The sequence below is a fragment of the Bradyrhizobium sp. NAS80.1 genome, assembly GCF_001908205.1.
Taxonomy (GTDB): domain Bacteria; phylum Pseudomonadota; class Alphaproteobacteria; order Rhizobiales; family Xanthobacteraceae; genus Bradyrhizobium.
Genome location: NZ_LGHL01000075.1, coordinates 19,442 through 45,403, shown reverse-complemented (window position 1 = coordinate 45,403; position 25,962 = coordinate 19,442). Strand labels below are relative to the sequence as shown.

20 protein-coding genes and 1 tRNA gene are annotated in these 25,962 nt (G+C 64.3%); 7 read left to right on the top strand and 14 right to left on the bottom strand.

Annotated elements, in window-relative coordinates; translation table 11 throughout:
• Positions 1–145: 145 nt before the first annotated feature.
• Complete coding sequence (locus tag AC629_RS18530; RefSeq protein ID WP_084806471.1) at positions 146–1,054, top strand: LysR family transcriptional regulator; 909 nt, start codon at positions 146–148, stop codon at positions 1,052–1,054.
• A 32-nt stretch (positions 1,055–1,086) separates the two neighbouring features.
• Here AC629_RS18530 and AC629_RS18525 read toward each other — a convergent pair.
• From AC629_RS18525 to AC629_RS18475, 10 genes are all read right to left on the bottom strand, one after another.
• A tRNA-Arg gene (locus AC629_RS18525) sits at positions 1,087–1,163 on the bottom strand.
• A 349-nt stretch (positions 1,164–1,512) separates the two neighbouring features.
• Complete coding sequence (locus tag AC629_RS18515; RefSeq protein WP_168195521.1) at positions 1,513–4,590, bottom strand: bifunctional diguanylate cyclase/phosphodiesterase; 3,078 nt, start codon at positions 4,588–4,590, stop codon at positions 1,513–1,515.
• Between the two features lie 215 nt (positions 4,591–4,805).
• Positions 4,806–5,891 carry a branched-chain amino acid ABC transporter permease gene (locus AC629_RS18510; RefSeq protein ID WP_210419063.1) on the bottom strand — a complete coding sequence of 362 codons (1,086 nt, stop codon included), beginning with the start codon at positions 5,889–5,891 and terminating at the stop codon, positions 4,806–4,808.
• Entirely contained in the window at positions 5,888–6,898 is a 1,011-nt protein-coding gene (locus AC629_RS18505; protein ID WP_084806468.1) for a branched-chain amino acid ABC transporter permease, read from the bottom strand. Before AC629_RS18505 ends, AC629_RS18510 begins: the two co-directional genes overlap by 4 nt.
• The gene (locus AC629_RS18500) at positions 6,895–7,617 is read right to left on the bottom strand and encodes an ABC transporter ATP-binding protein (RefSeq protein ID WP_084806467.1); all 723 of its coding nucleotides are present in this window, start codon (positions 7,615–7,617) and stop codon (positions 6,895–6,897) included. Before AC629_RS18500 ends, AC629_RS18505 begins: the two co-directional genes overlap by 4 nt.
• Positions 7,614–8,378 (bottom strand): ABC transporter ATP-binding protein, encoded by a 765-nt coding sequence (locus AC629_RS18495; protein WP_084806466.1) that lies wholly within the window; start codon positions 8,376–8,378, stop codon positions 7,614–7,616. Before AC629_RS18495 ends, AC629_RS18500 begins: the two co-directional genes overlap by 4 nt.
• Positions 8,379–8,442: 64 nt before the next feature.
• A complete protein-coding gene (locus AC629_RS18490; protein WP_084806494.1) occupies positions 8,443–9,627 on the bottom strand; it encodes a substrate-binding domain-containing protein in 1,185 nt (394 codons plus the stop codon).
• A 386-nt stretch (positions 9,628–10,013) separates the two neighbouring features.
• Positions 10,014–11,456 (bottom strand): sigma-54 interaction domain-containing protein, encoded by a 1,443-nt coding sequence (locus AC629_RS18485; protein ID WP_084806465.1) that lies wholly within the window; start codon positions 11,454–11,456, stop codon positions 10,014–10,016.
• 294 nt (positions 11,457–11,750) lie between these two features.
• Positions 11,751–13,496, bottom strand: a complete 1,746-nt coding sequence (locus AC629_RS18480) for a putative bifunctional diguanylate cyclase/phosphodiesterase (protein WP_084806464.1) — start codon at positions 13,494–13,496, stop codon at positions 11,751–11,753.
• 237 nt (positions 13,497–13,733) lie between these two features.
• Positions 13,734–14,699, bottom strand: coding sequence for a sensor histidine kinase (locus AC629_RS18475; RefSeq protein WP_084806463.1), 966 nt, complete (start codon positions 14,697–14,699; stop codon positions 13,734–13,736).
• A gap of 179 nt (positions 14,700–14,878) precedes the next feature.
• On the opposite strand from AC629_RS18475, the gene AC629_RS18470 reads away from it, so the two are divergent.
• The gene (locus AC629_RS18470; RefSeq protein ID WP_084806462.1) at positions 14,879–15,718 is read left to right on the top strand and encodes an SDR family NAD(P)-dependent oxidoreductase; all 840 of its coding nucleotides are present in this window, start codon (positions 14,879–14,881) and stop codon (positions 15,716–15,718) included.
• 298 nt (positions 15,719–16,016) lie between these two features.
• Here the strand turns inward: AC629_RS18470 and AC629_RS18465 are convergent, their stop codons facing one another.
• Entirely contained in the window at positions 16,017–17,393 is a 1,377-nt protein-coding gene (locus tag AC629_RS18465; protein ID WP_084806461.1) for a cytochrome P450, read from the bottom strand.
• A gap of 93 nt (positions 17,394–17,486) precedes the next feature.
• Positions 17,487–18,725, bottom strand: coding sequence for an LLM class flavin-dependent oxidoreductase (locus AC629_RS18460; RefSeq protein ID WP_084806460.1), 1,239 nt, complete (start codon positions 18,723–18,725; stop codon positions 17,487–17,489).
• 235 nt (positions 18,726–18,960) lie between these two features.
• Here AC629_RS18460 and AC629_RS18455 point away from each other — a divergent pair, with 235 nt between their 5' ends.
• Both AC629_RS18455 and AC629_RS18450 read left to right on the top strand, forming a co-directional pair.
• Positions 18,961–20,373 carry an MFS transporter gene (locus AC629_RS18455; protein WP_084806459.1) on the top strand — a complete coding sequence of 471 codons (1,413 nt, stop codon included), beginning with the start codon at positions 18,961–18,963 and terminating at the stop codon, positions 20,371–20,373.
• Between the two features lie 140 nt (positions 20,374–20,513).
• Positions 20,514–21,686, top strand: coding sequence for an extracellular catalytic domain type 1 short-chain-length polyhydroxyalkanoate depolymerase (locus AC629_RS18450; RefSeq protein WP_084806493.1), 1,173 nt, complete (start codon positions 20,514–20,516; stop codon positions 21,684–21,686).
• An 87-nt stretch (positions 21,687–21,773) separates the two neighbouring features.
• On the opposite strand, the gene AC629_RS18445 is transcribed toward AC629_RS18450, so the two are convergent.
• The gene (locus AC629_RS18445; protein WP_245331911.1) at positions 21,774–22,133 is read right to left on the bottom strand and encodes a hypothetical protein; all 360 of its coding nucleotides are present in this window, start codon (positions 22,131–22,133) and stop codon (positions 21,774–21,776) included.
• 73 nt (positions 22,134–22,206) lie between these two features.
• On the opposite strand from AC629_RS18445, the gene AC629_RS18440 reads away from it, so the two are divergent.
• Positions 22,207–22,575, top strand: a complete 369-nt coding sequence (locus tag AC629_RS18440) for a winged helix-turn-helix transcriptional regulator (protein WP_074122094.1) — start codon at positions 22,207–22,209, stop codon at positions 22,573–22,575.
• Positions 22,576–22,664: 89 nt separating this feature from the next.
• Here AC629_RS18440 and AC629_RS18435 read toward each other — a convergent pair whose 3' ends face one another.
• The gene (locus AC629_RS18435) at positions 22,665–23,345 is read right to left on the bottom strand and encodes an MBL fold metallo-hydrolase (protein WP_084806458.1); all 681 of its coding nucleotides are present in this window, start codon (positions 23,343–23,345) and stop codon (positions 22,665–22,667) included.
• Positions 23,346–23,517: 172 nt separating this feature from the next.
• Here AC629_RS18435 and AC629_RS18430 point away from each other — a divergent pair, with 172 nt between their 5' ends.
• On the top strand, positions 23,518–25,119 hold the full coding sequence (locus AC629_RS18430; RefSeq protein ID WP_084806457.1) for an alpha-amylase family glycosyl hydrolase: 1,602 nt from the start codon (positions 23,518–23,520) through the stop codon (positions 25,117–25,119).
• 188 nt (positions 25,120–25,307) lie between these two features.
• Positions 25,308–25,799, top strand: a complete 492-nt coding sequence (locus tag AC629_RS18425; protein ID WP_084806456.1) for an MmcB family DNA repair protein — start codon at positions 25,308–25,310, stop codon at positions 25,797–25,799.
• The last annotated feature ends 163 nt before the right edge of the window (positions 25,800–25,962 follow it).

The following is a 25,962-nucleotide window of genomic DNA, read 5'->3' as shown; positions in this document are numbered from 1 at the left end:
CTCCTTTTGTTCTGGCATTTTTCGGCTGGCCGCGGTCCCGTTCGACACCGCCAGCCAGGGAGCTCCTACTAATTCAATGGGTCTAGGCTTCACAGGCGACAAATCGTAAGAGTTGGCCCTACAAAAATTTGGGTCTCGTCTCGTCATGACCAAGTCCTACCTGCCGCTCAACGCCTTGCGCGCCTTCGAGGCCTCGGCGCGGCATCTCAGCTTCACCAGGGCCGGGATGGAGTTGCGTGTCGGCCAGGCTGCCGTCAGCCATCAGGTGAAGGGGCTGGAAGAACGGTTGGGCGTCCAATTGTTCCGGCGGCTGCCGCGCGGTCTCGCGCTCACCGACGAGGGACAGGCGCTTCTGCCGACCATCGCGGAATCGTTCGGCCGGATGCGGATGACGCTGGAACAGTTCGAGCGCGGCCACTTCCGCGGCATCGTGAGTGTGGGCGTCGTCGGGACCTTCGCCACAGGGTGGCTGATTTCGCGACTGCCTGCGTTTCAGGAGTTGCATCCGTTTGTCGACGTGCGCATTCAAACCAACAACAATCGCGTCGATCTCGCCGGCGAAGGTCTCGATTTTGCTGTTCGGTATGGCGACGGCTCGTGGCGCAGCAGCGATGCAGTGCACCTGCTTCGGGCGCCACTATCGGCCGTCTGCGCGCCGCATATTGCTGAGCGTGTCAGTCAGCCGCGGGATCTCGCCGAGGAGGCGCTGCTGCGCTCGTACCGCACCGACGAGTGGCCGCGCTGGTTTGCGGCTGCTGGAATTGTGTGCCCGCCGATCAAGGGAGCGATGTTCGACTCATCGATCACGATGGCGGAAGCGGCAGCCCAGGGCGCTGGCGTCGCTCTCGTGCCCGTCGCGATGTTCGAACGGGAATTGTCACTGGGCCGCCTGGTCCAGCCGTTCGATGTGACGGTTGCGATGGGAGACTACTGGCTCACCTCGCTGAAGTCGAAGGCGGAGACAGATGCGATGCGCGCGTTTCGTCGGTGGATCGTAGCGGCGGCTGGCATGAGCAATGCAGCGCAAGCACCTGATCAAGCGCTTGAGCGATGAGAAAACTCTTGCAGTGGTCAGTCTGCAACGATTGGCGCACCCGACACGATTCGAACGTGTGACCTTTGCCTTCGGAGGGCAACGCTCTATCCAGCTGAGCTACGGGTGCAGCGAGGTCCCATTTAGCCGATTGGCGAGGGGCGGGCAACCGCTTCTCGCCGTGTCGGTCAGGCCGATTTGCGGGCGGTGGGGCCGCCAGGACCTGGAACGTTCGCCTGTATGCCGTCCCGGGCGAGGCCGGCGAACTCGGCAAGCACCCGTTCGGTGCAGATGACGCGGTTGCGGCCGAGCCGTTTGGCCGCTTAGAGCGCCTGGTCGGCCGATCCAAGCAGCCGGTCGGGGCCGCCGTCGGCATCGCCGGGAATCCGGCTGGCGACGCCGACGCTGAGGGTGACGTGTTCGCTGGCACCGTCCGCGCCGTATCCGCAACGTCGACGGCTTTGGCCGGCTTCGCCATCTCAGGCCACCGCCGCCACCGCCGCGGCGTCGCCCGGACCGAACAGTTTTCGTACCTCGGCGGCCGGCTTCGGCGCGCTGAACAGATAGCCCTGCATCTCCGTGCAGCCGAGCGCGCGCAATATCTCGCGCTGTGCCGCGGTCTCGACGCCCTCGGCGACCGTGGTCATGTTGCTGGCGGCGGCGATGTTCACCACCGCCTGAACGATGACGGGCGCCCCGCTCGTCTCTGCTATGTCGGCAACGAAGCAGCGGTCAATCTTGATCTTGTCGAACGGGAAGCGCTTCAGATAGCTCAGCGAGGAGTAGCCGGTGCCGAAATCGTCGAGCGCGATGCGCACGCCGATTGCGCGGAGCTGGTGCAGGATCGAGAGCGCGGCCTCGTCGTCGCGGATCAGAACGGCCTCGGTGATCTCTAGCTCGAGGCGGCGCGGATCGAGCCCGGAGGCGGCGAGCGCGCCGGCGATTCGGAGCGCGAGGGTGTCGCATTTGAGCTGCACCGGCGAGACGTTGACGGCAACATGCACATGCGCCGGCCACGTTGCGGCCTCGTTGCAGGCCGTGCGCAGCACCCAGTCGCCGAGCTCGTTGATCAGGCCGGTATCCTCGGCAATCGGAATGAACTCCGCCGGCGACACCATGCCGCGCTCGGGATGGCGCCAGCGCAGCAGGGCCTCGCAGCCTGAGACCTCGTTCGAGCGCAGATCGACCAGCGGCTGGTAGTGAATCTCGAAGCCGCCATATACCAGGGCTTGACGCAGATCCTGCTCCATGGTCAGGCGCGCCTTGGCGCTCGCGTCCATGGCCGGTTCGAAGAAGCGGTGGGTGCGGCGACCTTCCGCCTTGGCGCCGTACATTGCGAGGTCGGCGTTCTTGATGAGCTGGTCGATATCGGTGCCGTCCTGCGGCGCCAGCGCGATCCCGATGCTCGCGTCGGTGGAGAGCTGATGGCCGAGGCAGTGATAGGGCCGGCGGATCGCCTCATAGATGCGCGTCACGAATGACAACACGTCGGCGGCGGCGTCGATCCCGGTCTGGATCACCGCGAACTCGTCGCCGCCGAGCCGCGCGATCAGGTCGCTCTTCCTGAGGCAGCCGCGGAGGCGCCCGGCAATTGCCTTCAAGAGCTCGTCGCCGACGTGATGGCCGAGCGAATCGTTGATGCCCTTGAACTCGTCGACGTCGATATAGAGCAGCGCGAACTTTCCGCCGCCGGCGACCTTGGCCAGCTCGCGTTCGATCTGTTCCCGGAACAGCGTCCGGTTCGGCAGGTCGGTCAGCGCATCGTAATGCGCCATGTGTTCGATCTTTTCGTCGGTTCTTCTCTGTTCTGTGACGTCCTCGATCACGTTAATGATGTAGCGCGGCTCGCCGGCCCTGTCGCGGACGCCGATGCGCTTCGAAATAGTATGCCGCTGGCCATCGCTCCTCGTCTTCCAGGACTGTTCGTTCAGCAACAGCCGATCGGGCGACTGCAGCAGGGCGTCATCATCGCGCGTGACGATGTCGGCCTGCGATTCCGGCAGGATATCGGCCGCGGTCTTGCCGACGATCGTCTCCCCCGATTTATCGAACGTCTCCTCGGCAATCCGGTTGACCAGCAGATATCGCCGCGTCTGGGCGTCCTTCACAGTGATCTGGGAGGGGATGTGATCGATGATCTCACGGAGGAACGTGTAGTTGCGATCCCGCTCCTGCTCCAGATTGCGCCGCTCAGTGATTTCCTCGATCGTGGCGACCCAGCCGCCCTGCGGGAGCGGGGTGTTGATGACCTGGAAGGCACGCCCGTTGGGCAGTTCACGGATCCTGGTGGAGACCTTGCCCTCGCCGACGATTCGCATGACATCGGCGCAAAGCACCTCGACGTCGCCATTGAGTACTCCGCGTTCCTTGCGGTGGTGCATGGCGTCTCGGATGTGGGAGCCGGGCTTGATGACGTCCGTGGACAGGCCGAACATGTCGGCATAGCGGCGGTTACACGTGACGATGTATCCAGCGGAGTCGTACAGGATCAATCCCTGCGACATGTTGTTCAGGGCGGTGTCGAGCCGCAGCCGCTCCGCTTCCAGCCGCTTCTGGGCGTCGCGGTTCTGCCGGCGGATCTGGCGAATGATGAGAAAGAGAGTGAGCGCGATGACCGCGGCCGAAAGTGCCGCCGTGGTCACCATGAAGCCGGTCTGCTGCCGCCAGTCCGCGAGCGCGGCCGACATGGTGTTGGTCGCAACGATGACCAGCGGGAAATGCGTCAGCGACGCAGCCGAGCCCAGCCGCTCTTCGCCGTCGACGGGGCTCATGACGCGAAGCGTGTGCTGGCCGCCGCGGCTCAGCACTTTCTGCATCAAGGGCGCGTTCTTGTAGCTCCTTCCTATCAGGCCTTCGACATGCGGGTAGCGGGCCAGCATCTTGCCTTCGCGATCGAACAGCGAGATCGCCGCGCCTTCCGCGAGCGCGACGGAAGCGAAATAGCGCTGGTAGCTGTCGGGATCGATGCGCCGGACCATCGCGCCGACAAAGGTGCCGTCCGGCAGGCTCAGCCGCCGCGCGACGACCGTGGTCCATTTGTCGATCAGGTAGCTGTGCACGGATTCCAACTGCACCGGCTCCGACAGCGGATTCGATTTGAAGGCCTGGAAATAGGCGCGCGATGAAATGTTGATCTTGGGGAGCGGCTGCGACCGCGACCAGTTGATCAGCTCGCCGTCGGTATCGTAGATCGCGATATCGCCGAGATGGGACACGGCGCTGACCTCGCGCCGCAGCATCTCGTTTGCGGCGGACCCCGACATCCGCTCACGGAACATCGCAGGCGAGGCGATCTGAGGCAGGTTCATCCGCCCGATCAGGTCGGCAGCGTTGACGTCGGAATCCTCGAACTGCTGATCGAAATGCCGCGCGATCAACTGCACGGTGTTTTCCAGCTCGCGCTCGCGATTTGTCAGGGTGCGTTCGCGGAACTCGCCGACAGCCATGGCAGTCACGGCAAAGATGGCGGCCACCAGCAATGCGCCTGACAGCGTCAGCCACAGCACGGGTCCGCGCCGCATGGCAGCGTCCCAGCCGCTCTTCGCGGCCAGCAACATCCTATCTGCCATTCCTGAGACCCGGCGCATTCCCACTCCCTGAAGGAACAGAAATACTACGGACAGATGGCCCAAAGCTTAGGAAAGCCGGTTACTTACGGCTTAAGCCGGTTGCGCATTAGTACGGATATCCAGCAACGCGGGAATCGCAGCGCCTCGCGCCATGGTTGCATGGCGCTCGCCCTTAAGCGCTGCGCTGTATCGTTAATGGCGGCTTAATGCGAGGCGCCCGCGCTCTTGTCGCGGCCGCCATTGCGCAGCCGTCCGACCACGCCGGTCGGGAAGAAATAGACGCTGGCGATGAAGAGCAGACCGAGCCAGAGCAGCCAGCGGTCGGGATGCAACAGCCCCGGCAGCAGCGGCAGGCCGGCTTCCGACGCCGCCTTGGAGGCGACGCCCATCAGCGATTGCAGATAGTTCTGGGCGAGGATGAAGATGGTGGCGCCGATGATCGCGCCGTAGATCGTGCCCATGCCGCCGATCACGACCATCAGCAGGATGTCGAGCATGATGGAGAAGCTGAGCGAGGTGTCGGGGCCGGCATAGCGCAGCCACAGCGCATTCAGGATGCCGGCGCTGGCGGCGACCAGTGCGGCGAGGCAGTTGGCGTAGGTCAAGTGGAAGACGGTGCGGAAGCCAAGGGCCTCGGCACGGAAACGATTCTCGCGGATCGCCTGCAGCACGCGCCCGAACGGCGAGTTCACCACGCGCAACAGAGCGAGGATCATCAGGGCCGAGATGGCGAACACCAGGTAGAAAGTCAGGATCCGGCCGTTGATCTCGAAGCCGAACAGGTTCCTGGAGATCAGCACGGTGCCGGGCCGGAGCAGCTCGGGCAGCTGAAAGCTGCGCCCGTCCTCGCCGCCGGTCAGCCAGGAGAGCTGCGAGGCCAGCACCTGGAAGGCGGAGGCGACCGCGAGCGTGATCATGGCAAAGAAGATCGCGGCCACCCGCAACGAAAACAGGCCGATCGCGAGCGCGAGCAGTGCCGCGAGCGGCAGGCCGACCACGATGCCGGTTGCGACCGCGGCCCAATTCGGACCCATCCCGTACAGCGCGATCGCGATCGCGTAGCTGCCGATGCCGTAGAACATGGTGTGCGCGAACGACACCGAACCGGTGTAGCCGAGCAGGAGATCGTAGGAGGCGACCAGCGCGGCGAAGACGCAGATCTTGGCCGCAACGTTCAATGCCTTGGCGCCGGGGAACAGGAACGGCGTCGCCGCCAGCGCCAGGATGATGAGGACGAGAACGAGCGTGAGGACGCGGCTCTTCGGCGGATCGCCTGACAGGATCATCATCGGCTGGTCACCGCATAGAGGCCGCGCGGCCGCCACATCAGAATGGCGACCATCAGCAGGATGTTGGAGACGAGGGCGAGCTTCGGCACCAGGAAGCCGCCGTAATTGGCGACCATTGCCACCAGGATCGCGCCGATGAAGCAGCCGCCGATCGAGCCGAGGCCGCCGATGATGACGACGATGAAGATGAGCACGGTGAGATCGTCGCTCATGGAGGCGTGGACCTGCTCGCGGTAGAGCGCCCACATCACGCCGCCGAGGCCTGCCAGCGCCGATCCCGTCATGAACACGCCGAGGAACAGGCGGCGGATGCGGTAGCCGAGCGCCTCGACCATCTCGCGATTCTCGACGCCGGCGCGGATCAGAAGGCCGAGCTTGGTGCGGTTGAGCACGAGCTGGATCGCGATGAAGACGGCGAGGCCGACCAGCATTGCCAGCACGCGGTATTTCGCGATCGCGACGTCGCCGAGGATGAAGGAGCCGCGCAGCGATGCGGGCAGCGGCAGCGGGATGATCTGCGGCCCCCACAGCGCATAGAGCGTCTGCTCGGCGACGATCAGGCCGCCGGTGGTCATCAGGATCTGCTTCAGGTGCTGGCCGTAGACCGGCAGGATCAGCACGCGCTCGACGATCAGGCCGAGCGCTCCGGACACCGCCATCGACAGCAGCGCGGCGGGCGCCAGCACCGCAAGGTTCACCCACAGCGAATCGGCCTGCACCGACGCCGCGAACGGCGCCAGCACCAGCGTCGCGACATAGGCGCCGACGGCGATGAAGGCGCCGTGGCCGAAATTGAGCACGTCCATCAGGCCGAACACCAGCGTCAGGCCGGAGGCCATGATGAAGATCATCATGCCCATGGCGAGGCTCGCGGCGGTCAGGGTCAGCCAGGAGCTGGTCGAGCCGATCAGCGGGATCACGAGAAGCGCGAGCGCGATCGGCAGCAGGATCGGCGCGATGTCGCGCTTCGGCTTCGGTAGCGGATCGGTTGCGGCGAGTTCAGTCACTGATGCGCCTCCAGACTCAGGCCCAGCAGCCGTTCCTGCAGCGGCACGTCGGCGGCCAGCGCCGCCATCTCGCCGCGATGGACGATGGTGCCGTTGTCCATGACCAGCACGCTGTCGCCGAGCTCGCGGGCGGCAAAGAAATTCTGTTCGACCAGGAGGATCGTCGCGCCCTTGCGCTTGATCTCCTTCAGGCACTCGATCAGCGCCATCACGATGGCGGGCGCAAGGCCCTTGGTCGGCTCGTCGATCAGCAGCAGCTTGCGCGGCTCGATGATCGCGCGCGCAATCGAGAGCATCTGCTTCTGCCCGCCCGAGAGGCTTCCCGCGCGCGAGAGCCAGAACCGGCGCAGCGCCGGGAAGAAGCCGAAGATCCAGTCGAGCTGGGTGTCGTCGAGTGGCCCGTCGCGGGCCGCCAGCACGAGGTTCTCCTTCACCGTGAGGTCGGAAAACACCGCCATGCTCTCGGGCACATAGCCGACGCCGAGACGCGCGATATCGGGCGTGGCGCGGCTCTCGATACGCTCGCCGGCGAGGCTGATCTCGCCGCTGGATGCCTGCCACAGGCCCATGATGGTGCGCAGCGTCGTTGTCTTGCCGGCGCCGTTGCGGCCGAGCAGCATCGTGGTCTGTCCCTGCGGGACCGCGAGGTCGATGCCCTGGAGGATGTGGTAGCGGCCGATATGGGTGTGCACGCCGGAGAGCTTGAGCAGGTCGGTCATGCTGCACTCTTCGGAGCAACGCCGAGATAGGCTTCCTGCACGATCGGCGAGGCGATCACTTCGGCCGGCGGGCCGTCGGCGACGAGCTGGCCGTTATGCAGCACGATGATGCGGTCGGCGAGCGATCGCACCACGTCCATCTTGTGCTCGACGAGGAGAATGATCTTGCTCTGGTCCTGCTTAAGCTGCGCGATCAGGTTCAGCACCACAGGCACCTCGTCGATGCTCATACCGGCGGTCGGCTCGTCGAACATGAACACTTTTGGCTCGAGCGCGATCATCAGCGCCACCTCGAGCTTGCGCTGGTCGCCATGCGACAGCGCGGTCGCTGCGACGCCGCGGCGGCCGCCGAGCGCGACCTGGTCGAGGATGCTATCTGCGCGCGCGATCAGGTCGCGGCGGACCATCCAGGGCCGCAACATGTCGTAATGGGTGCCGTTCGCCGCCTGCACCGCGAGGCGGACGTTTTCTTCGACGGTGAGATTCGGAAAGAGGTTGGTGAGCTGGAACGCGCGCCCCAGGCCGGCGCGGGTGCGCAGCGGCGCAGAGTGCTGGGTGATGTCGGTACCGTCGAACAGGATGCTGCCGCTCGATGCGCGCAGCTGGCCCGAGATCAGGTTGAAATAGGTGGTCTTGCCGGCGCCGTTCGGTCCGACGATGGCGGTGAGCTCGCCCGGGCGAAAGCTGCAGGTGACGTTGTTGACCGCGACATGGCCGCCGAAGCGAATGGTGAGTTCGCGGGTCTCTAACGTCAGGGCCATCAGGGTAACTCTGGAATTAAGGAAGGATCCTCTCCCCGCGCATGCGGGGAGAGGTGATCTGATATCAGCGCTTGTTGCGGACGGGAACGTCCATGTCCTCGATCTTCAGCTCGCGCACCGGCTCGAGCACGGCCCAGGCAACGTTCGGATCGACCTTGACCTTGAAGTGATACATGCTCTGGAGCGCCTGATGGTCTTCCTTGCGGAACACCATCTTGCCCTTCGGCGTGTCGAACTCCAGGCCTTCCATCGCGGTAATCAGCTTCTCAGTGTCGGTCGACTTCGCCTTGGTGACGGCGGCGACGACGGACATCGCGGCGGCAAAGCCACCGGCGGTGAAGAAGTCCGGTGGCGCGTTGAAGCGCTTCTGGTGCTCGGCGACGAGCCAGTCGTTCACCGGGTTCTTCGGGATGTCGTAGTAATAATAGGTCGCGCCTTCCATGCCGGGCAGGCTCTTATAAGCGGCCAGGGCCGGGAGGATGTTGCCGCCGGTCGAGAGCTCGATGCCGTAGCGCTTCGGGTCCATGTCCTGGAGCTTGGCCAGCGGATTGCCGGCGCCGGCCCAGATCACCCAGATCACCTTGCGGCCCGGCTTGTCCTTCAGCGCGTCGAACAGGCGCTGGCCGACGGCGGTGAAGTCGGTGGTGTTGGTCGGAGCGTATTCCTCGGCGGCGAGCGTCGCGCCGGTCTTGGCGAGCGCCTCCTTGAAGGCAGCGACGCCGTCGCGGCCGAAGGCGTAGTCCTGCGCCAGCGTCGCCACGGTGACGCCCTGCTTGCCGATCGCGACCGCGTTGGAGATCGCGTCCTGCGACGAATTGCGCGCGGTGCGGAAGATGTAGCGATTCCACTTCTCGCCGGTAATCTGGTCCGCAACCGCGGGCTCGACGATCAGGATCTTCTTGTTCTCCTCGGCGACGGGGAGAATGGCGAGTGCCGCGGCCGACGAAGTCGTGCCGATCGCGATGTCCGCTTTGTCGTCCTGATAGGCTTCCGCGAGCGCGGCCTTGGCGAGGTCCGGCTTACCCTGGTCGTCCTTGGTGATGATGACGATCTTGCGGCCGTCGAGCGTCATGGTGCCCTTGGTGGCGTATTCGAACCCCATCTGCAGGCCGGTTTCGGTCTGCTTGGCATAAGCTTCGAGCGGGCCGGTCTTGCCGTAGATCAGCGCGACCTTGAGGTCGTCGGCTCGCGCGGAGCTACTCGCCGCCAAGCCGAGGATGGCTGCTGTGAGAATGAGCGATCGACGCACGGTGGTTCCTCCCTGAATGAAATGCCTTGGCCACAGCGATTTGCACAACGGTGCAAACATTGCAATTCCACCTTACGGCGGAGCTTGCACGAGGCGCATGTGACAGTCTCTTAACGTGCGCGAGCCGGATCGTCGTAAGCCGCGAGCAATTCGCATTAACGATGTCCCGAAATCATCCGCGGCGTTCGAACTGGCGAAGCCGCGATCCCACGTCTTGCATCAGCCCATGCGTTTCCTCGGTGCGGCCCAGAGCAAGCTCCGCGCCAGATGCGGAGCTTCGTGCCGGAATGGCTGAAAATGCGGCAGATTAGCCGCGAACGCAGGAGGCAAGGGCCGAAATTGAGGTGTCAGGAGTCCGAGACTTCAAACAAGCGCCGTCTCGAAATTCAGACAGGCGGCGATCCCGACGCCAGACCGAACTTGGCGAGCTTCTTGTAGAAGGTCGCGCGCGAGATGCGGAGCATGCGCGCGGCCTCCGAGATCTGGCCGTTGCTGGCGGCCAGCGCATGTTCGAGCGTCTGTTTCTCGAACTCGGCCTCGGCTTCGGCATAGGGGACGACCGACCCGGTCATCCGCGGCGCCGGCACTGAACCGGCATCCGCACTGACCGGCAGTATATGAACGAAATCATCGCCGGTCAGGCGCCCGGAATCGCTCAGGATCAGCGCGCGCTCGAGAATGTTGCGGAGCTCGCGGACGTTGCCTGGCCAGTCGTAGCGCGCGAGTGCTGCCAGTCCGCTCGGCGTGATTCTGGCGTTGACGAAGTCGCCGGAGGCGCTGATGTCCTCGATCAGCCGCGCGCAGATGTCGGGCAGATCGCCCTGGCATTTGCGCAAGGGCGGCAGGTCGATCGAGAGCACGTTGAGGCGGTAGTAGAGATCGGCGCGGAAGGCGCCCTCGCTGACACGCTTGCGCAGATCGACATTGGTCGCGGCGATGACGCGCACGTCGACCTTGGTGATCTTGTCCGAGCCGAGCGGCTCGATCTCGCGCTCCTGCAATACGCGCAGGAGCTTGGCCTGCAGTTGCAGCGGCATCTCGCCGATCTCGTCGAGGAACAGCGTGCCGCCGTCGGCGATCCGGAATTTCCCCTCGCGTCCCCTGCGATCGGCGCCGGTATAGGCGCCGGGCGCGGTACCGAAGAATTCGGACTCGATCAGCGTCTCCGGGATCGCCGCGACATTGACGCTGACGAACGGCTTCTCCGCGCGTGAGGATGCGTTGTGGATCGCCTGCGCCAGCAGCTCCTTGCCAGTGCCAGTCTCGCCGGTGAGGAGCACGGTCACGCTCTGCCGCGCGGCGCGTTTTGCAAATTCCTTGGCCTGCGCGATCGCCGGTGTCGTTCCGACGAAATCGGCGAGAGTGAAGCGCGCCGCGCGGGCATTCGACAATTGCCGCCGTGCCAGCCGCAAATCGCTCTCGAGCTGGGTGACGCGGGCGAGCAGGGGTTTCAGGCTTTCGATATGGTCATAGAGCACGAACCCGATCGCGCCGATCACCTGTCGGTTCTCGTCCTCGATCGGCATCCGCGTGACGACCAGCTGCTCGCCGCCGAGCTCCATGATGTCGAGCAGGATCGGCTCGCCGGTCTCGGCCACATTCCGCATCAGGCTGTTCGGGATGATCTCCTCGATCGGCCGGCCGATCGCATCACTGGTGTGCTTGAGGTCGAGCGACGCCAGGTACTTCTCGTTGACGTAGATGACCCGCCCGCCGCGATCGATCGCGATCGCGCCCTCGCACAGATGCTCCAGCCGCTCGAACAGCGTCACCATCGCCCGCGCGCGGACATAGGCGGGATTACTGGCGTCGGAGGATGAGTCGGACATGACATATCTCGGGGGGAGACCCCCTGTTTATTACCAAAAGGGCAGTAATTTCAAAGGGGAGAATTGGGGGCGGACCGCTCTCGGTCGTCGTCCCCGACAAGCGCAGCGAAGCGGAGCGCAGATCGGGGACCTCCGCGCGAGCGCTTGCGCTCGTCGCGAACCACAGGGAGCAGTTTGGCGAAGACTCGGAATGGGAGCTTCGCGCCGCAACTGCTCCCTGTGGTTATGGGTCCCGGGCTCGCGCGTCGCGCGCCCCGGGACGACAGCGGTTGTTGTTGCGCCGCCGTTGCGCCTCTACCGCCGATACCCGCTCGCCCGTGAATAGCCCTGCCGGTTCTGTTGCATCGGGCGGGTCGCTACGCTGGCGCGCGCTTCGCTGGAGGCCGGCGTTGCGAGCTTCAGCTCCTCCAGGAAGATCGGGCGGGCGAAGTAATAACCCTGCGCGTAGCGGATCTTGGTCGCGGCCTGGAGATAGGTGAGCTCTTCGTAGGATTCGATGCCTTCGGCAATCACGGTCATGCCGAGCGCTTCGCTCAAGGACTCGATGGCGCGCAGGATGCCCTGGCTGCGTGGGCGCTTATGGATGTCGGTGATGAAGGAGCGGTCGATCTTGATCTCGTCGGCGGTGATGTCGGCAAGCGCCGAGAGCGAGGAATAGCCGGTGCCGAAATCGTCGATGGAGATGCCGACGCCGAGCTTGCGGAACATCGGCAGGATCGCGGCCTGGAAGTGATTCTTGGCGACGAAGGCGTCTTCCGTCACCTCGATCATGAAGCGCCCGGGAAAGCCGGTATCGTCCAGCGCCTGCGCAAAGCTGCGCATGAACTCGGGATTGCCGGCCTGCTTGGCGGCGACGTTGATGCTGATCGTCGCGTCCGCGCCAAACGTCTCGTTGATGAGGTCGATCGATTTGACGATCTCGGCGAGCACGAGATGGGTGAGCTCGTCGATCAACCCGAGCTCACTGGCGAGGTTGATGAACGAGCCCGGCGCCTGGATCACGCCCTCGTCGTCGCGCAGGCGTACCAATGCCTCGATGCCCCTCACCGCCTGGGTGCGGATGTCGACCTTGGACTGGAAAGCGCAGCAGAAACGCTTCTCCAGGATGGCAAGCCGCAGCGACTGCTCGATCTTCATGCGCGCGAGCGCCTCGCGCTCCATGCTGGAATCGAAGAAGGCCGCGGATCCCTTGCCGTCGTTCTTGATGCGGTACATTGCGATGTCCGCGTTCTGCCGCAAGGTCTCGAAGCTGCTTCCGTGATCGGGATAGAGGCTGACGCCGACGGAGGTGGAGGCGAAGACTTCCGAATTGTCGATGAAGAACGGCGCCGTCAGCCGCTCCAGCGTCGACTTCATGAATTCGGCGACTTCCTCCTGGCTCTGGATCGGCGACAGCAGCAGCAGGAATTCGTCGCCGGAAATGCGCGACAGCATGTCGGTCTCGCGCAAGTCGCGCCCGAGCCGCTTCGACAGCTCGACCAGCAGCGTGTCGCCGACCGCATGGCCGTAATAGTCGTTGATGTGCTTGAAATTGTCGACGTCGAGAAAGGCGAGCGCGAAACGATCGCCGGCGCGAGGACGAGCCAAGAGGCTGTTGGCGCGATGTTCAATCACGCGCCGCGAGGGCAGTCCGGTCAGCTCGTCGAAATAGGCCGAGCGGAACAGCTGGTCCTCGAAATTCTTCTGTTCGGTGATGTCGGAGGAGGCCGAGATCAGGAGATCGCGGCCGGCGAGACGAACGGGGCGATGGGTGGTGAGCAGCACCTGGCGTGCGGCGCCGTCGTGAAGGGCTTCCTCGGCGACAACAGGTTGTCCGGCGCTCAGTGCGCGCTGGCAGGCTTCCCGGCGCTGCGCGAGATCGGGCGAGGGACGGCTGCCGTCCATGCCGAGCTGAGCGGCCGCGGTATCGTTAACCAGGAGAAGCTTGCCATGGGCGTCCTGCACGGTCAGGCCGGCAGGCAGCATTCTAACGATTTCCTTGAGGAATCCGAGTTCGGCTTCGCTCGCGCCGAAATATGCATTGTCGTTCTTAGAAGTCATGAATCTTGTTGTTTCAGCGCACCTTTGCAATGGACGCGATGTTGCGCAGTTCCCTCTTAGGTTTGGTTAAGGGGGCCGCAGAAATACGGTGGTGTTTTGTACGAAACTTGCGGCGATGCGACGCGCGCTGCCGATCGTCATTAACAGAGAGTCAATAGCGCTTGCGAAAGCGCGTGTAGAACGCGCAGTCCGCTTTCGTTTGCAAGCCGGATTATCCGCTGTAGCTAGCCGCTGGTCCTAGCCACTCTTGGGGATGCGACATTGCATGATGCAATGCAGCCCGGTCTTCAGATACGAGATCTCGCTCTTGCCGTCGAAGGCCGACAGTGCCGACTTCAGCAGCTTGGTGCCGAAGCCGGGCTCGGAGACCTTGTCGATGCTCGGACCCTCGGTTTCATCCCAGGTGACGGTGAGGCGGTCGTCGTTGACAGTCCATGACACCTGCAACAGTCCGCGCGGCGCGGAGAACGCGCCATATTTGCCGGCGTTGGTGGCGAGCTCGTGGAACATCAGTGACAGCGTGACCGCAAGCTTCGGCGGCAGAAACAGCCGCTCGCCATTGAGGGTGAATCGGACGTGGCCGTAGGGCCCGAGCTCCGCGATCAGCAGATCGCGAATGTCGCAGCCTGCCCTGTCGATCCGGGAGATCAGGTCGTCGGCCGTGGCCAGCGACCGCAGCCGCGGATCGATTCGGGCCCAGACCTCTGGTTGGTCGTGCAGCACCTGGTGCAGCACGGCGTGCACGGTCGACAGCTTGTTCTTCAACCGGTGCTGGAGCTCGGCGACCAGGAGCTTGCGATAATCTTCCTCCTCGATCAGGCGCTTGGAAATCCGGTGCTGCTCCGCCAGCATCGTGCGATAATGCTCGACGCCCCAGATGGTCAGCGCGCTGACGCCCCAATACAGCGCCAGCAGGGCAAACCGTGCGCGATCGGGATAAGCATCGCCGAAATTCACCAACACACCGAGCACGCCGCCGATCAGCGCGGTCACCACGCCGACCCGCAGGCCGCCGAACGCGGCGGCAAAGAACACGGCCGGGAAATAGGGTGTGAAGTAGACGTCGGGGCGCACATGCGCGAGCCCCCAGCGGGCCAGCGTCGCGAGCAGCAGACAGGCCACCGCAAAGGCAATGCTCAAGCTGAGCGAGGGCGGTGCCACGCCCTGCCAGCCCTTGCGGAATTCGTCGATCAGCTTCGCCATGCGCTGCCCAGTCGCGATACGCGTTCGAAGATCGAGCGGCAGGTGCGAATGTTACGCGTGCCGGCCGCACAAGCATAGCTTGCCTTGGCGCAAGCGGGCAGAGATAGTGACCTTTCCGGCAACGGCACCTGCCGGTGTTCGCTATTTGGTGTCAAATCGTTCGAAAACAGGAACATTCAATGGGCAGGCTGGACGGCAAGGTTGCAGTGATCACGGGGGCGACGAGCGGCATCGGATTGCGTACCGCGGAAGTCTTCGTTGCCGAAGGTGCCAAAATTGTGATCGCAGGCCGGCGTATGCCGGAGGGCGAGGCGCTGGCGAAGCAGCTCGGGGCCAACTGCATCTTCCGTCAGACCGACGTGACGGTCGAAGACCAGATGCAGGGGCTGATCGCACTTGCGGTGGAAAAATTCGGCCGGATCGATTGCCTGTTCAACAATGCCGGCGGCCCGGCGCAGACCGGGGGCATCGAAGGCCTCGAGGTCGAGCGGTTTGACGCAGCGATGGCGACGCTGGTGCGCAGCGTCATGCTCGGCATGAAGCACGCCGCGCCCTACATGAAGAAGCAGGGCTCGGGCAGCATCATCAACAATGGCAGCATCGCCGGTCGCCTCGCCGGCTTCTCTTCGTCCATCGTTTATGGCGCGGCCAAGGCGGCGGTGATCCATCTCACCAAATGCGTGGCGATGGAGCTCGGCGAGTCCAACGTGCGCGTCAACTCGATCTCGCCCGGCGCGATCGCGACCGGCATTTTCGGCAAGGCGCTGGGGCTGTCGACCGATGCAGCTGAGGCGACGCCGGCCGTGATGCGCGAGGTCTTCAAGACGGCGCAACCGATCCCGCGCGCAGGTCTTCCCGACGACATCGCCCATGCTGCAGTGTTTCTGGCGAGCGACGAATCGAGCTTCATCAATGGGCACGATCTCGTCATCGACGGCGCCGTCACCGGCGGCCGTAACTGGAGCCAGCAGCAACAGGGCTACGTCGCAATGCGCAAGGCGCTCGATCAGGGGGCGTAAGGAAGGTCTCGTGCCCCGGACGCAGCGCAGCACCAAAGCGATGCGCTGCAGGGCCGGGGCCCACATCGCCGAATTGAACGTGTCTCAAAATTCTGGGTCCCGGCTCTGCGCAGCAGCGCAAGCGCTGCAGCGCGTCCGGGACACGAGCGGCGAGCGCTGGATCGGGAGATCTCGTGCCCCGGACGCAGTGCGGCGCGAAGTGCCGCGCTGCAGAGCCGGGGCCTACATTGCCGACGCAATTTCTCAGCGAAAATTCTGGGTCCCGGCTCGCGCTTCGCGCGTCCGGGACACGGGACGTTCACACCGCCTTCACCACCACCCGCAGCCCGTCCCGGGGCTTCGGGATCGGCCACATCTGCCAGTCCGGCTTGTAGCCCGGCTCCAGCGACACCTCGATGTTCTGCAGGAAGTGCCGCGCGAAGCATTTCGCCTGCATGTAGGCGAAGTGCAGGCCGAGGCACATATGCGCGCCGCCCCCGAACGGCACCCAGGCGAAGCGATGACGGTTGCGCTGGGCTTCCTCGGTGAAGCGCAGCGGATCGAAGCGATCCGGCTCCGGCCAGACGTCCTTCATGCGATGCGTGTAGAGCGGATTGATGCCGATCGGGGTCCCGGCAGGAATGGTATATCCCTTGAAGGTGAACTCGCGCATGGCATAGCGCGGTAACGATGGCACCGGCGGCCTGATTCGGAGCGCCTCCTTGAACGCCATTTCGGTCAGCTGCATTTTTTCGAGATCGTCGAAACCCGTCGGGGCACCAGCGGCAAGCCCGAGGGCGAGGACCTCTTGGCGCAGTCTCTGCTGCCAATCGGGATGCGACGCCAGTTCGCCGATGAAAGATGTGAGCGATGAAGTCAGCGTGTCGTGCGCCGCCATCATCAGGAAGCTCATGTGGTCGATGATGTCCTGCTCGGAGAGCAGCGCGCCATCTTCATGGGTCGCGTGGCAGAGCTGCGAGAACAGATCCTCGCCGCCGTCATTGGCGCGGCGGAGCGGAATCTGTTCGCGGAAATAGGCGACGACGCGCTTTCGTCCGGCCACGCCGCGCGCCATCTGAGTGCCCGGCAACGGACGGCGGATCGGAGCGATCGAGGCCGCCACCATGTCGGCAAAGGCCCGGTTGATCTCGTCGACCTCAGGGCCGATATCGGCGCCGAGGAATGACGTTGCGGCGAGGTCGAGTGTGAGCTGCTTCATCGCCGGATAAAGCTGCATCACGCCGGGTCTCGCCTTCCACTGCGCGATCCGCGCCGCAATGCCCTTGTCAAGCTCGCCGAGGTAGGACTTCATCGGCCCGGACTTGAAGGCGACCGACAGCGCCTTGCGGTGCAGGCGATGCTCGTCGAAATCGAGCAGCATCAGGCCGCGCGGGAACAACAATTCGAGCACATGGTTCCAGCCATGGGTCGAAGAGAACAGCTTTTGCTGGTCGAAGAGCACGAGCTCGTTGGCCTCGGGTCCGAGCAGCACGACGTTGGTTTGGCCGAAGGAGTGGGTACGATAGACAGGCCCGTATTTCGCGGCGCACGCCTCGACGAAGCCCTTGGGGTCGGCCAGCACCTGGAACGTCTTGCCGATGATCGGCCAGCCTTCGTCGCCGGGAATGTGCGTCAACTGGTTACGCCTCGGCGGCGCGAAGGGGATCTCGGGAGAGGCCACGCTTTGCATCGACATGCTGCTAGCTCCGATTTACTCGCAGGGCAGAATAGCACAGTCCGGACCGAACAACGTGCCGTTGTGCCCCTGCGTGTTCGCAGCCGCGTCGGCCTATCGCAGCCGTTTCGCTGCCGCATTCAGATCCGGCGCGTTGACGGCGGGAATGGCGACGCGGCCGGGGCCCGTCACCTTCAGCGCCTCGGCGGCCTTCTCATTCTCCATGATCTTGGCCATCACGGCTTGCCCTGCCCGCTCGAAGATCGCGCGGTTCTCAATCACGAATTTTTGCGACCTGCGCAGGCCGTCGATATAGCCGTTGATCTCCGGCACGACGTAACGCGCCACCATGTCCCAGCTCCGGCGCGTGGCTTCCGGATTGGCCCAGTCGTGCACGAAGCCGATGACGGCGCCGACGCCGCCGGACACCTGCATCACGTTCTTGATGGTTTTGACGAGATCGTCGGGCGTGCCAATGGTTGACGCGGCGCCCTCGACGAAGGCGGTCTTGTCCACCGCCTCGTCGGGCGAGGAGAATGCGGCGAGGCCCGGCCGCTGCAGCGTGCCGACATTGTATTCGTTGTGCCAGCGCATCAGCCCGGCGCCGGCCTCTTTCCGCGCCTGCTCGCGGGTCTCGGCGATGTGAAAGGTCAGCAGCACGCGCCAATCGGCACGATTGACCTTGGTGCCGTGCTTCTTGGCAGCGTCCTCGGCGAACTGCCATTGCTGCTGCAGCGACATCAGCCCCTGCGTCGTCATCGAGCCCAGCGAGATGATGCCGATGCCGTATTTGCCGGCGAGCGTCATGCCGGAGGGCGAGATCTGCGAGGCCACCACGAACGGCATCTCCTCCTGCAGCGGCAGGATCTGCAGTGCGGCGTCGTTCATGGTGAACCAGTCGCTTTTCGCCGTGACGCGCTCGCCGTTGAAGAGCCGGCGGATCACACCGATCGCCTCGTCCTGGCGGTCGCGCTGGGTCATCGGGTCGATGCCGAGCGTGTGTGCGTCCGAGGCAAGCGCGCCGGGACCGGAGCCGAAGATGGCGCGGCCGCCGGTCATGTGGTCGAGCTGCACCATGCGCTGGGCGACGTTGAAGGGATGATGATAGGGCAGCGACACCACGCCGGTGCCGAGCTTGATGCGCTTGGTGCGCTCGCCGGCCGCCGCCAGGAACATCTCTGGCGAGGCGATCATCTCCCAGCCGGAGGAGTGATGTTCGCCGCACCAGAACTCGTCATAGCCGAGCGCATCGAGCTGCTCGACGAGGTCGAGGTCGCGCCGGAACTGCAGCATCGGATGCTCCCCGATCGGGTGATGCGGGGCAAGGAAGGCTCCGAACTTCAGGCGCGCCATGGCGTTCTCTCCGGCTTGATTTTCTGTTTGTTGGTGACGTGAAGCTACGTGCCGGGAAGAGCGAACGCAATCGCGAGATGTCCCGCGCGGCGGAATTCAGGCATGCGTGTTCCTCTCCCTCTCCCCGCCTGCGGCAGGGCAATCGCATCTGCGCTCCTACCTCAGAGGTAATCGCGCGAATGCCGCCGATCTGAGAGTTTGAAGCGCGAAAGACGTTCCGGAGGTCCGCGCGCCGATGCATCAAATCGTCACAAAGCAGATCGATTCGTCGCGCCGCTGGTGGGTGCTGGCGATCGTCGTGGCCGCCCAATTCATGTTCGGCGTCGACGCCTTCGTGGTCAATGTCGCCATTCCCACCATTGCCGTCGATCTGCACGCGACCCCGGCGCAGATCGAATCCGTCATCGCGATCTACCTGATCGCCTATGCCACGCTGGTCGTCACTGGCGGCCGGCTCGGGGACATTCACGGCACGAAGAACGTGTTCCTGACCGGCGTGCTTGGCTTCACCCTGACGTCACTGTGGTGCGGGCTGGCGCAATCCGGCGCGGAGCTGATCATCGCGCGGCTGGCGCAGGGCGCGACCGCGGCGCTGATGGTGCCGCAAGTCTTGGCGACGCTGCATCTGCTCTTCACCGACGACTCGCGCAACCGCGCCTTCGGCATCTACGGCATCGTGCTCGGGCTTGCGGGTGCCGCAGGCTTCCTGCTCGGCGGTCTCCTGATCACGATCGATCTCGCGGGCACCGGCTGGCGTTCGGTGTTCTTCGTCAACGTTCCCTGCGGCCTCGTCATCGCAGGCGCGGCGTGGCGCATCATGCCGTCGGTGCCGCGCCGGGCCGGCACCCGGCTCGACATCAAGGGCAGCGTGGTCCTGTTTGCCGGGCTTTTGTGCCTGATCGGGCCGCTGCTGTTCGGTCACGATTTCGGCTGGGCACCGTGGCTATGGGCCGTGATGGTGATCGGCGGCGTGATCCTCGCCGCATTCCTGAAGCTTGAACATGCGGTGGCGCGCACCGGCGGCATGCCGCTGATCGATCTGACGCTGCTGGCGGATGCCACTTTTCTGCGCGGCCTTGGCGCGGCGTTCTTTTTCTTCGTCGCCAATCTCTCGTTCTATCTGGTCATGACGCTGTTCATGCAGCGAGGCCTCAAGATCCCGCCGCTCGCAGCGGGTCTGGCCTTCATTCCGCTCGCGCTTGCCTTCGTCGCGGCGTCGCGCCACAGCGGCGCGCGGGCACGGCATCGTGGAACCAAGGAGTTGATCGAAGGCTGCATGTTGCAGCTCGCGGGCCTTGCGGTGCTCGCCCTTGTTGCCGGCTATTCCGATGCGCCGACTCCAATCCTGCTTGCGCTCACCATGATCATCTTCGGCTACGGTCAGGGATTGGTGATGGCGCCGCTCTCCGGCGCGGTGCTCTCGACCGTGAAGCCCGCCGCGGCGGGTTCAGCCTCCGGCATGTACGGCACCATGGCGCAGATCGGAAATGCGGCCGGAGTGGCCGCAATCGGCGCGGTGTTCTTCGCGGTCGAAGCGCTGCAATCAGCGCGCGCGGGTTTCCTCACTTCGCTCGCACTGTTTGCCGCATTGATCACGATCTGCGTCGCATTCCTGACGTGGATGCGGCGCGCATCTGCACGAAGTTGAGGCACTGCGGTTATTACGTGCGGAATCCTACGGGTTTTCGCGCGATTCCCGCGAGATTGACAGCACACAGCCTTTTTATTTTGCGCTGCAGCAACTATTTGGTTTGGGTGAACGTTGAACGTCCCCTGCCAGGAGTTGCCGTGTCGCTTGCTAGAAATGTCGATCGCTTGAGGCGTCTGCCAAAGGCGGATGGTCTGCGCGTTGCCGAGTTCGGCCGCAGCGCGGATGCGTCCAGTCCGTTGGAAGAGGTCACGGGCTTCGGCGACAATCCCGGAAGTCTGCGCATGTTCGCGTTCGTGCCGGCGCAATTGCAGAAGCCACGCGCGCTCGTCGTCGTGCTGCACGGCTGCGGCCAGACCGCAGCAAGCTACGATCTCGGCGCGGGTTGGTCGACGCTCGCGCAGCACTATGGCTTCGCGCTGCTGATGCCCGAGCAGCGGCGCATCAACAACGGCAACACCTGCTTCAACTGGTTCAATCCGGAGGACACTGCGCGGGACAGCGGTGAGGCGTGTTCGATCCGCGAGATGATCGCGCACATGGTGGAAGCGCACCGCATCGATCCCAGGCGCATCTTCATCACCGGCCTGTCCGCCGGCGGCGGCATGACGTCGGTGATGCTCGCGACCTATCCGGAAGTATTTGCGGCCGGCGCGGTCATCGCCGGATTGCCCTATGGCATCGCCTCGAACCTGCGCGAAGCGCTGGACAGCATGTTCCATTCGCCGGCCCGGTCAGCGCGCGAACTCGGCGATCTCGTGCGCAACGCCTCGCACCATCGCGGGCCCTGGCCGAAGATCTCCGTGTGGCACGGCAGCGCCGACCGCACCGTCAATCCCGGCAATGCCGACGAGATCGTCAAGCAGTGGCTCGACCTGCACGATCTGCCGGCCACGCCGATGGCGGAGACCAATGTCGACGGTTATCCGCGCCAGGCCTGGTGGAACAAGGACGGCGAGACGCTGGTCGAGTCCTATGCCATCACCGGCATGGCGCATGGCACGCCGCTCGGCCTTGCCGCCAACGATCAGCGCTATGGCGTGGAAGGCGCGTTCCTGATCGAGGCCGGCATCTCCTCATCCTATCATATCGCAAAGTTCTTTGGCCTGACCGGATGGATTCCGGACGCGGCCCAGAAGAAAGCGGATGCGAAGTCGTCGAAGCCGGCACTGACGCCCGCGCCGCATCTTGCCCGCTCGATCCGCGCCGCGGTTGGCGAGCAGCCGACCGAGCCGAAGCACGAGGAGGCGCGCGGCTTCGATCTCGGCCAGATCATTACGCGGGCGCTGACCGCCGCGGGCCTGATGAAGTAGCTCCAGCTCCGCTGTCGTCCCGGATCTGCGCTTACGCTTGTCCGGGACGGCAGCGGAATTTGTGGTCACGCCGTTGTGTCGGTCCCGTCAAGACGAAGCAGTCTGATCGATTATCTCGATCGGCGTCACCGTCACCTCGCCGCCCGCGACCTTCCGTGTCATCTCCGAATAGTGCTTGAAGAAGTCGCGCGATTGCAGCGTCTTTTGCGCGGCATCATCCGTGACGCTGGCGAGATGGAAATAACTGCCATCGTCGCGGTTCTTGATGCAGCGATAGCCGATCCGCCCCTTGAGCTCCGGATCGTCGTCGATTGCCTTGATGAAGCGGCGGATCTCCTGGTGCCAGGCGTCCGTCGCTTGAACTGGTACCTGATCATGAAGTGCTTCATGTGACGCTCCCTGTTGGTCGTGTGCGTCATCATCTGCGGCCTGCGAGCGATCCCGCAAGTATGGACAAAATTGATAGTATGGACTTTTTCGGCGTCACTCCTATCATCAAGTTGCACATGGAGGGCACGTCATGGCAAAGGCTTCCCCTGCACGCGCCTGCCCGGTCGCGGCGTTTCAGAAGATGATCAGCGGCAAGTACAAGCTGCGCATCGTCTGGGATCTCAAGGACGGCCCGCGCCGCTATGGCGAGATCCGCAGCGGCCTGCTGCGCGGCGCCAGCGGCAGCGCCGAGATCACCCCGCGCGTGCTCAGCCGCGAATTGAAGGCGTTGACGCAAAGCGGCCTCATCGACCGCAAGGACTTTGGCGAGGTGCCGCCGAAGGTCGAGTATCGCTTGACCCGCAAGGGCAAGAGCTTTGTGCCCGTCGTCGCCGCGATCCGCGAATGGGGCGAGCGCAATCTCGGTGAGACGGCGGCGCTGGCGGACGCCGCCGAGTAGAGCATGATCCGGAAAAGTGTAGAGCGGTTTTCCGAATAGATCATGCTCAAAACAAAAGCCAAAGCGCGATGAACTCATCGCGCTTTGGCTTACATCTCTCCGGTGATGAACGGATTGGTCATCCGCTCCTGGCCGATGCTCGAGCCTGCGCCGTGGCCGCAGATGAAGCCGACATCGTCGCCGAGCGGCAGCAGCTTGGTCTTGATCGAATTGATCAGCATCGCATGACTGCCGCCGGGCAGGTCGGTGCGCCCGACCGAGCCCGCGAACAGGACGTCGCCGACATGGGCGAAGCGCAGCTCCTTGTTGAAGAACACCACGCTGCCGGGCGAGTGGCCGGGGCAGTGAAAAATGTCGAACTGCAAACCGCCGATCGACACGGTGTCGCCTTCGTCGAGCCAGCGGTCCGGCGCGAAGTTGCGGCCGCCGGTCATGCCGAAGCGCGCGCGGCTTTCGACCACGTTGTCGAGCAGGTACTTGTCCGCGACATGCGGGCCCTCGATCGGCACCTTCAGCGCATCGCGCAATTCGGCCGCGCCGCCGACATGGTCGATATGGCCGTGGGTCAGCCAGATTTTCTCCACGGTGACGCCGGTCTGCTTGATCGCCTCCAGGATCTTCGGCACGTCGCCGCCGGGGTCGATCACCACGGCCTTTTTGCCGGGCTCGTCCCAGATGATGGTGCAGTTCTGCTCGAACAGCGTCACGGGAACGATGATCGCGCCAGCCTTGGCTTGCTGGGATTCTTGGGTGTCATTTTGGTCGGTCATGGCCTCACAATGCCGATTTTTGCCATGCCGCCAAGCAAAAGATTCGTGTCGGCCCGGGGAGCAGCCGCCCCGGTCGTCACACGGGCGTCCCATTTCGCTTGCTGATTTGAACCGGGGGCGTTCCTTCAGCGCTCTATCGCGCGAGAAGCACATTTCTTGGGGTATTTCCCGCATGGCCCAGAGCGACGAAAACTGGTGGCGCGACGGCATCTTCTATCAGATCTATCCGCGCTCCTTTCAGGACAGCGACGGTGACGGCGTCGGTGATCTCGCGGGCATCCTGAGGCGGCTGCCTTACGTGAAATCGCTCGGCGTCGACGCGATCTGGCTGTCGCCGATCTTCCCCTCGCCGATGGCAGATTTCGGCTACGACATTTCCGACTATACCGGCATCGAGCCGCTGTTCGGCACGATGGCGGGCTTCGATGCGCTGCTCGCGGCCGCGCATGACAACGGCCTGAAGCTGATCCTCGACCTCGTGCCGAACCACACCTCGGACCAGCATCCCTGGTTCATCGAGAGCCGGTCCTCGCGCGACAATCCCAAACATGACTGGTACGTCTGGCGCGATCCGGCCCCCGATGGCGGCTTGCCCAACAACTGGCTGTCCGAATTCGGCGGCAGCGCGTGGCAACTCGACGAGACGACAGGTCAATATTACTACCATGCCTTCCTCGCCCAGCAGCCCGACCTCAACTGGCGCAACCCGGACGTCCGTGCGGCGATCTACGCCGTGATGCGGTTCTGGCTGGACAAAGGCGTCGACGGCTTTCGCGTCGACGTGATCTGGCACCTGATCAAGGACGCCGAATTCCGCGACAACCCGCCGAACCCGCATTACGTCGAGGGCCGGCCGCCAAACGAAAAGATCCTGACGCAATACTCTACCGACCAGCCGGAGGTGCATGACGTCATCTCCGAGATGCGGCGCGTCACCGATGCGTATCGCGCCCGCGTGCTGATCGGCGAGATCTATCTGCCACTGCACCGCCTCATGGCCTACTACGGCAACGACCTCACTGGCGCGCAGATGCCGTTCAACTTCGCGCTGCTCTCGACCTTCTGGAGCGCGCGCTCCATCGAGAAGATCATCGAGGACTATGAGAAGGCGCTGCCGAATGGCGCCTGGCCGAACTGGGTGCTGGGCAATCACGACCGCCCACGCGTTGCGAGCCGTGTCGGGGCGGAGCAGGCCCGCGTCGCCGCGATGCTGCTGCTGACGCTGCGCGGCACGCCGACGCTCAATTATGGCGACGAGATCGGCATGCATCAGCTCACGATCGCGCCCGAAGATATCCGCGATCCCTTCGAGAAGAACGTGCCCGGCATCGGCGTCGGGCGCGACGGCTGCCGCACGCCGATGCAGTGGGACTCCTCAGTTTTCTCCGGCTTCTCGGACGTCAAGCCGTGGCTGCCGCTGCCCGAGGATCATATTCATGAGAACGTCGTGAATCTCGAAGCCGACGAGCGCTCGATCCTCACTCTCTACAAGCGCCTGATCGCCTTGCGGAAGGCCTGCCCGCCGCTGGTCTCAGGCGACTACCATCCGATCGCGGCGCAGGGCGATCTACTGATCTATCGCCGCGCGGCCGAGGGCAGGGCGGTGATCGTCGTCCTCAATCTCGGCCCCGACCCGATAGCCGTAACCTCCACCGCGATACGTTTCGGCAGCGAGGTCCTGCTGTCGACGTTTCTGGATCGCGAGGGCGAGCGGCTCGAGGGCGTGCTGGATTTGCGCGGCAATGAGGGCGTGGTGGTCGGGCCGCCAACCTAGCTGTCGTTCCGGGGCGCGACGCAGTCGCGAGCCCGGGACCCATAACCACAGGATTGGGTTTGACGATGACTTTTGGTGTCGGTCCTGAGCCGCAACTACACCCTGTGGTTATGGATTCCGGCTCGCGCTTTGCGCGCCCCGGAATGACGGACAGTGTGCACGACAACGGAATCGGCTAAACTCGCCCCATGGACAATATCGCCCGCAACATCGCCCTCGTTCCGCCGCCGGATCGCCGCCAGTCGGAGACGGCGCTGGCGATCGCGCGCGGCACCGCGCGGCTGCTCCGCTCGCTCGGCTTCTCCTGCGTCAGCGAATTGCCGCTGCCGTCGGGCCGGCGCGCCGATCTCGTGGCCTTGAACGAGCGCGGTGAGATCTGGATCGTCGAGATCAAGTCATCGGTCGAGGATCTGCGCGCCGACCAGAAATGGCACGAATACCGCGCCCATTGCGATCGGCTGTTCTTCGCCTTCACGCAGGACCTGCCTTGCGAGATCTTTCCGCAAGACACCGGCCTGATCATCGCGGATGCCTATGGCGCGCACCTGCATTGCGAGGCGCCCGAGCACAGGCTGCCCGCGCCGACGCGCAAGCAGATGACGGTGCGCTTCGCGATGGCGGCAGCGCTTCGGATCAACCGCCTGGTCGATCCACAAGGGCACGCGGATTTCTGGGAATGAATCCGTAGGATGGGTAGAGCGAAGCGAAACCCATCACTTTCGGTGCGAGGTGCGAAGACGGTGGGTTTCGCTTCGCTCTACCCACCCTACAAAGCCGCGCAATCTACTTGCCCCGTCATCCTGAGGTGCGAGCCACGCCGCGCAACGCGCGGTGGGAGGAGCC

Coding starts and splice junctions, on each gene's coding strand:
- AC629_RS18530 (WP_084806471.1), top strand. CDS start 146: ATGACCAAGTCCTACCTGCCGCTCAACGCCTTGCGCGCCTTCGAGGCC.
- AC629_RS18515 (WP_168195521.1), bottom strand. CDS start 4,590: ATGTTGCTGGCCGCGAAGAGCGGCTGGGACGCTGCCATGCGGCGCGGA.
- AC629_RS18510 (WP_210419063.1), bottom strand. CDS start 5,891: ATGATGATCCTGTCAGGCGATCCGCCGAAGAGCCGCGTCCTCACGCTC.
- AC629_RS18500 (WP_084806467.1), bottom strand. CDS start 7,617: ATGACCGACCTGCTCAAGCTCTCCGGCGTGCACACCCATATCGGCCGC.
- AC629_RS18495 (WP_084806466.1), bottom strand. CDS start 8,378: ATGGCCCTGACGTTAGAGACCCGCGAACTCACCATTCGCTTCGGCGGC.
- AC629_RS18485 (WP_084806465.1), bottom strand. CDS start 11,456: ATGTCCGACTCATCCTCCGACGCCAGTAATCCCGCCTATGTCCGCGCG.
- AC629_RS18480 (WP_084806464.1), bottom strand. CDS start 13,496: ATGACTTCTAAGAACGACAATGCATATTTCGGCGCGAGCGAAGCCGAA.
- AC629_RS18475 (WP_084806463.1), bottom strand. CDS start 14,699: ATGGCGAAGCTGATCGACGAATTCCGCAAGGGCTGGCAGGGCGTGGCA.
- AC629_RS18470 (WP_084806462.1), top strand. CDS start 14,879: ATGGGCAGGCTGGACGGCAAGGTTGCAGTGATCACGGGGGCGACGAGC.
- AC629_RS18465 (WP_084806461.1), bottom strand. CDS start 17,393: ATGTCGATGCAAAGCGTGGCCTCTCCCGAGATCCCCTTCGCGCCGCCG.
- AC629_RS18460 (WP_084806460.1), bottom strand. CDS start 18,725: ATGGCGCGCCTGAAGTTCGGAGCCTTCCTTGCCCCGCATCACCCGATC.
- AC629_RS18455 (WP_084806459.1), top strand. CDS start 18,961: ATGCATCAAATCGTCACAAAGCAGATCGATTCGTCGCGCCGCTGGTGG.
- AC629_RS18440 (WP_074122094.1), top strand. CDS start 22,207: ATGGCAAAGGCTTCCCCTGCACGCGCCTGCCCGGTCGCGGCGTTTCAG.
- AC629_RS18435 (WP_084806458.1), bottom strand. CDS start 23,345: ATGACCGACCAAAATGACACCCAAGAATCCCAGCAAGCCAAGGCTGGC.
- AC629_RS18430 (WP_084806457.1), top strand. CDS start 23,518: ATGGCCCAGAGCGACGAAAACTGGTGGCGCGACGGCATCTTCTATCAG.
- AC629_RS18425 (WP_084806456.1), top strand. CDS start 25,308: ATGGACAATATCGCCCGCAACATCGCCCTCGTTCCGCCGCCGGATCGC.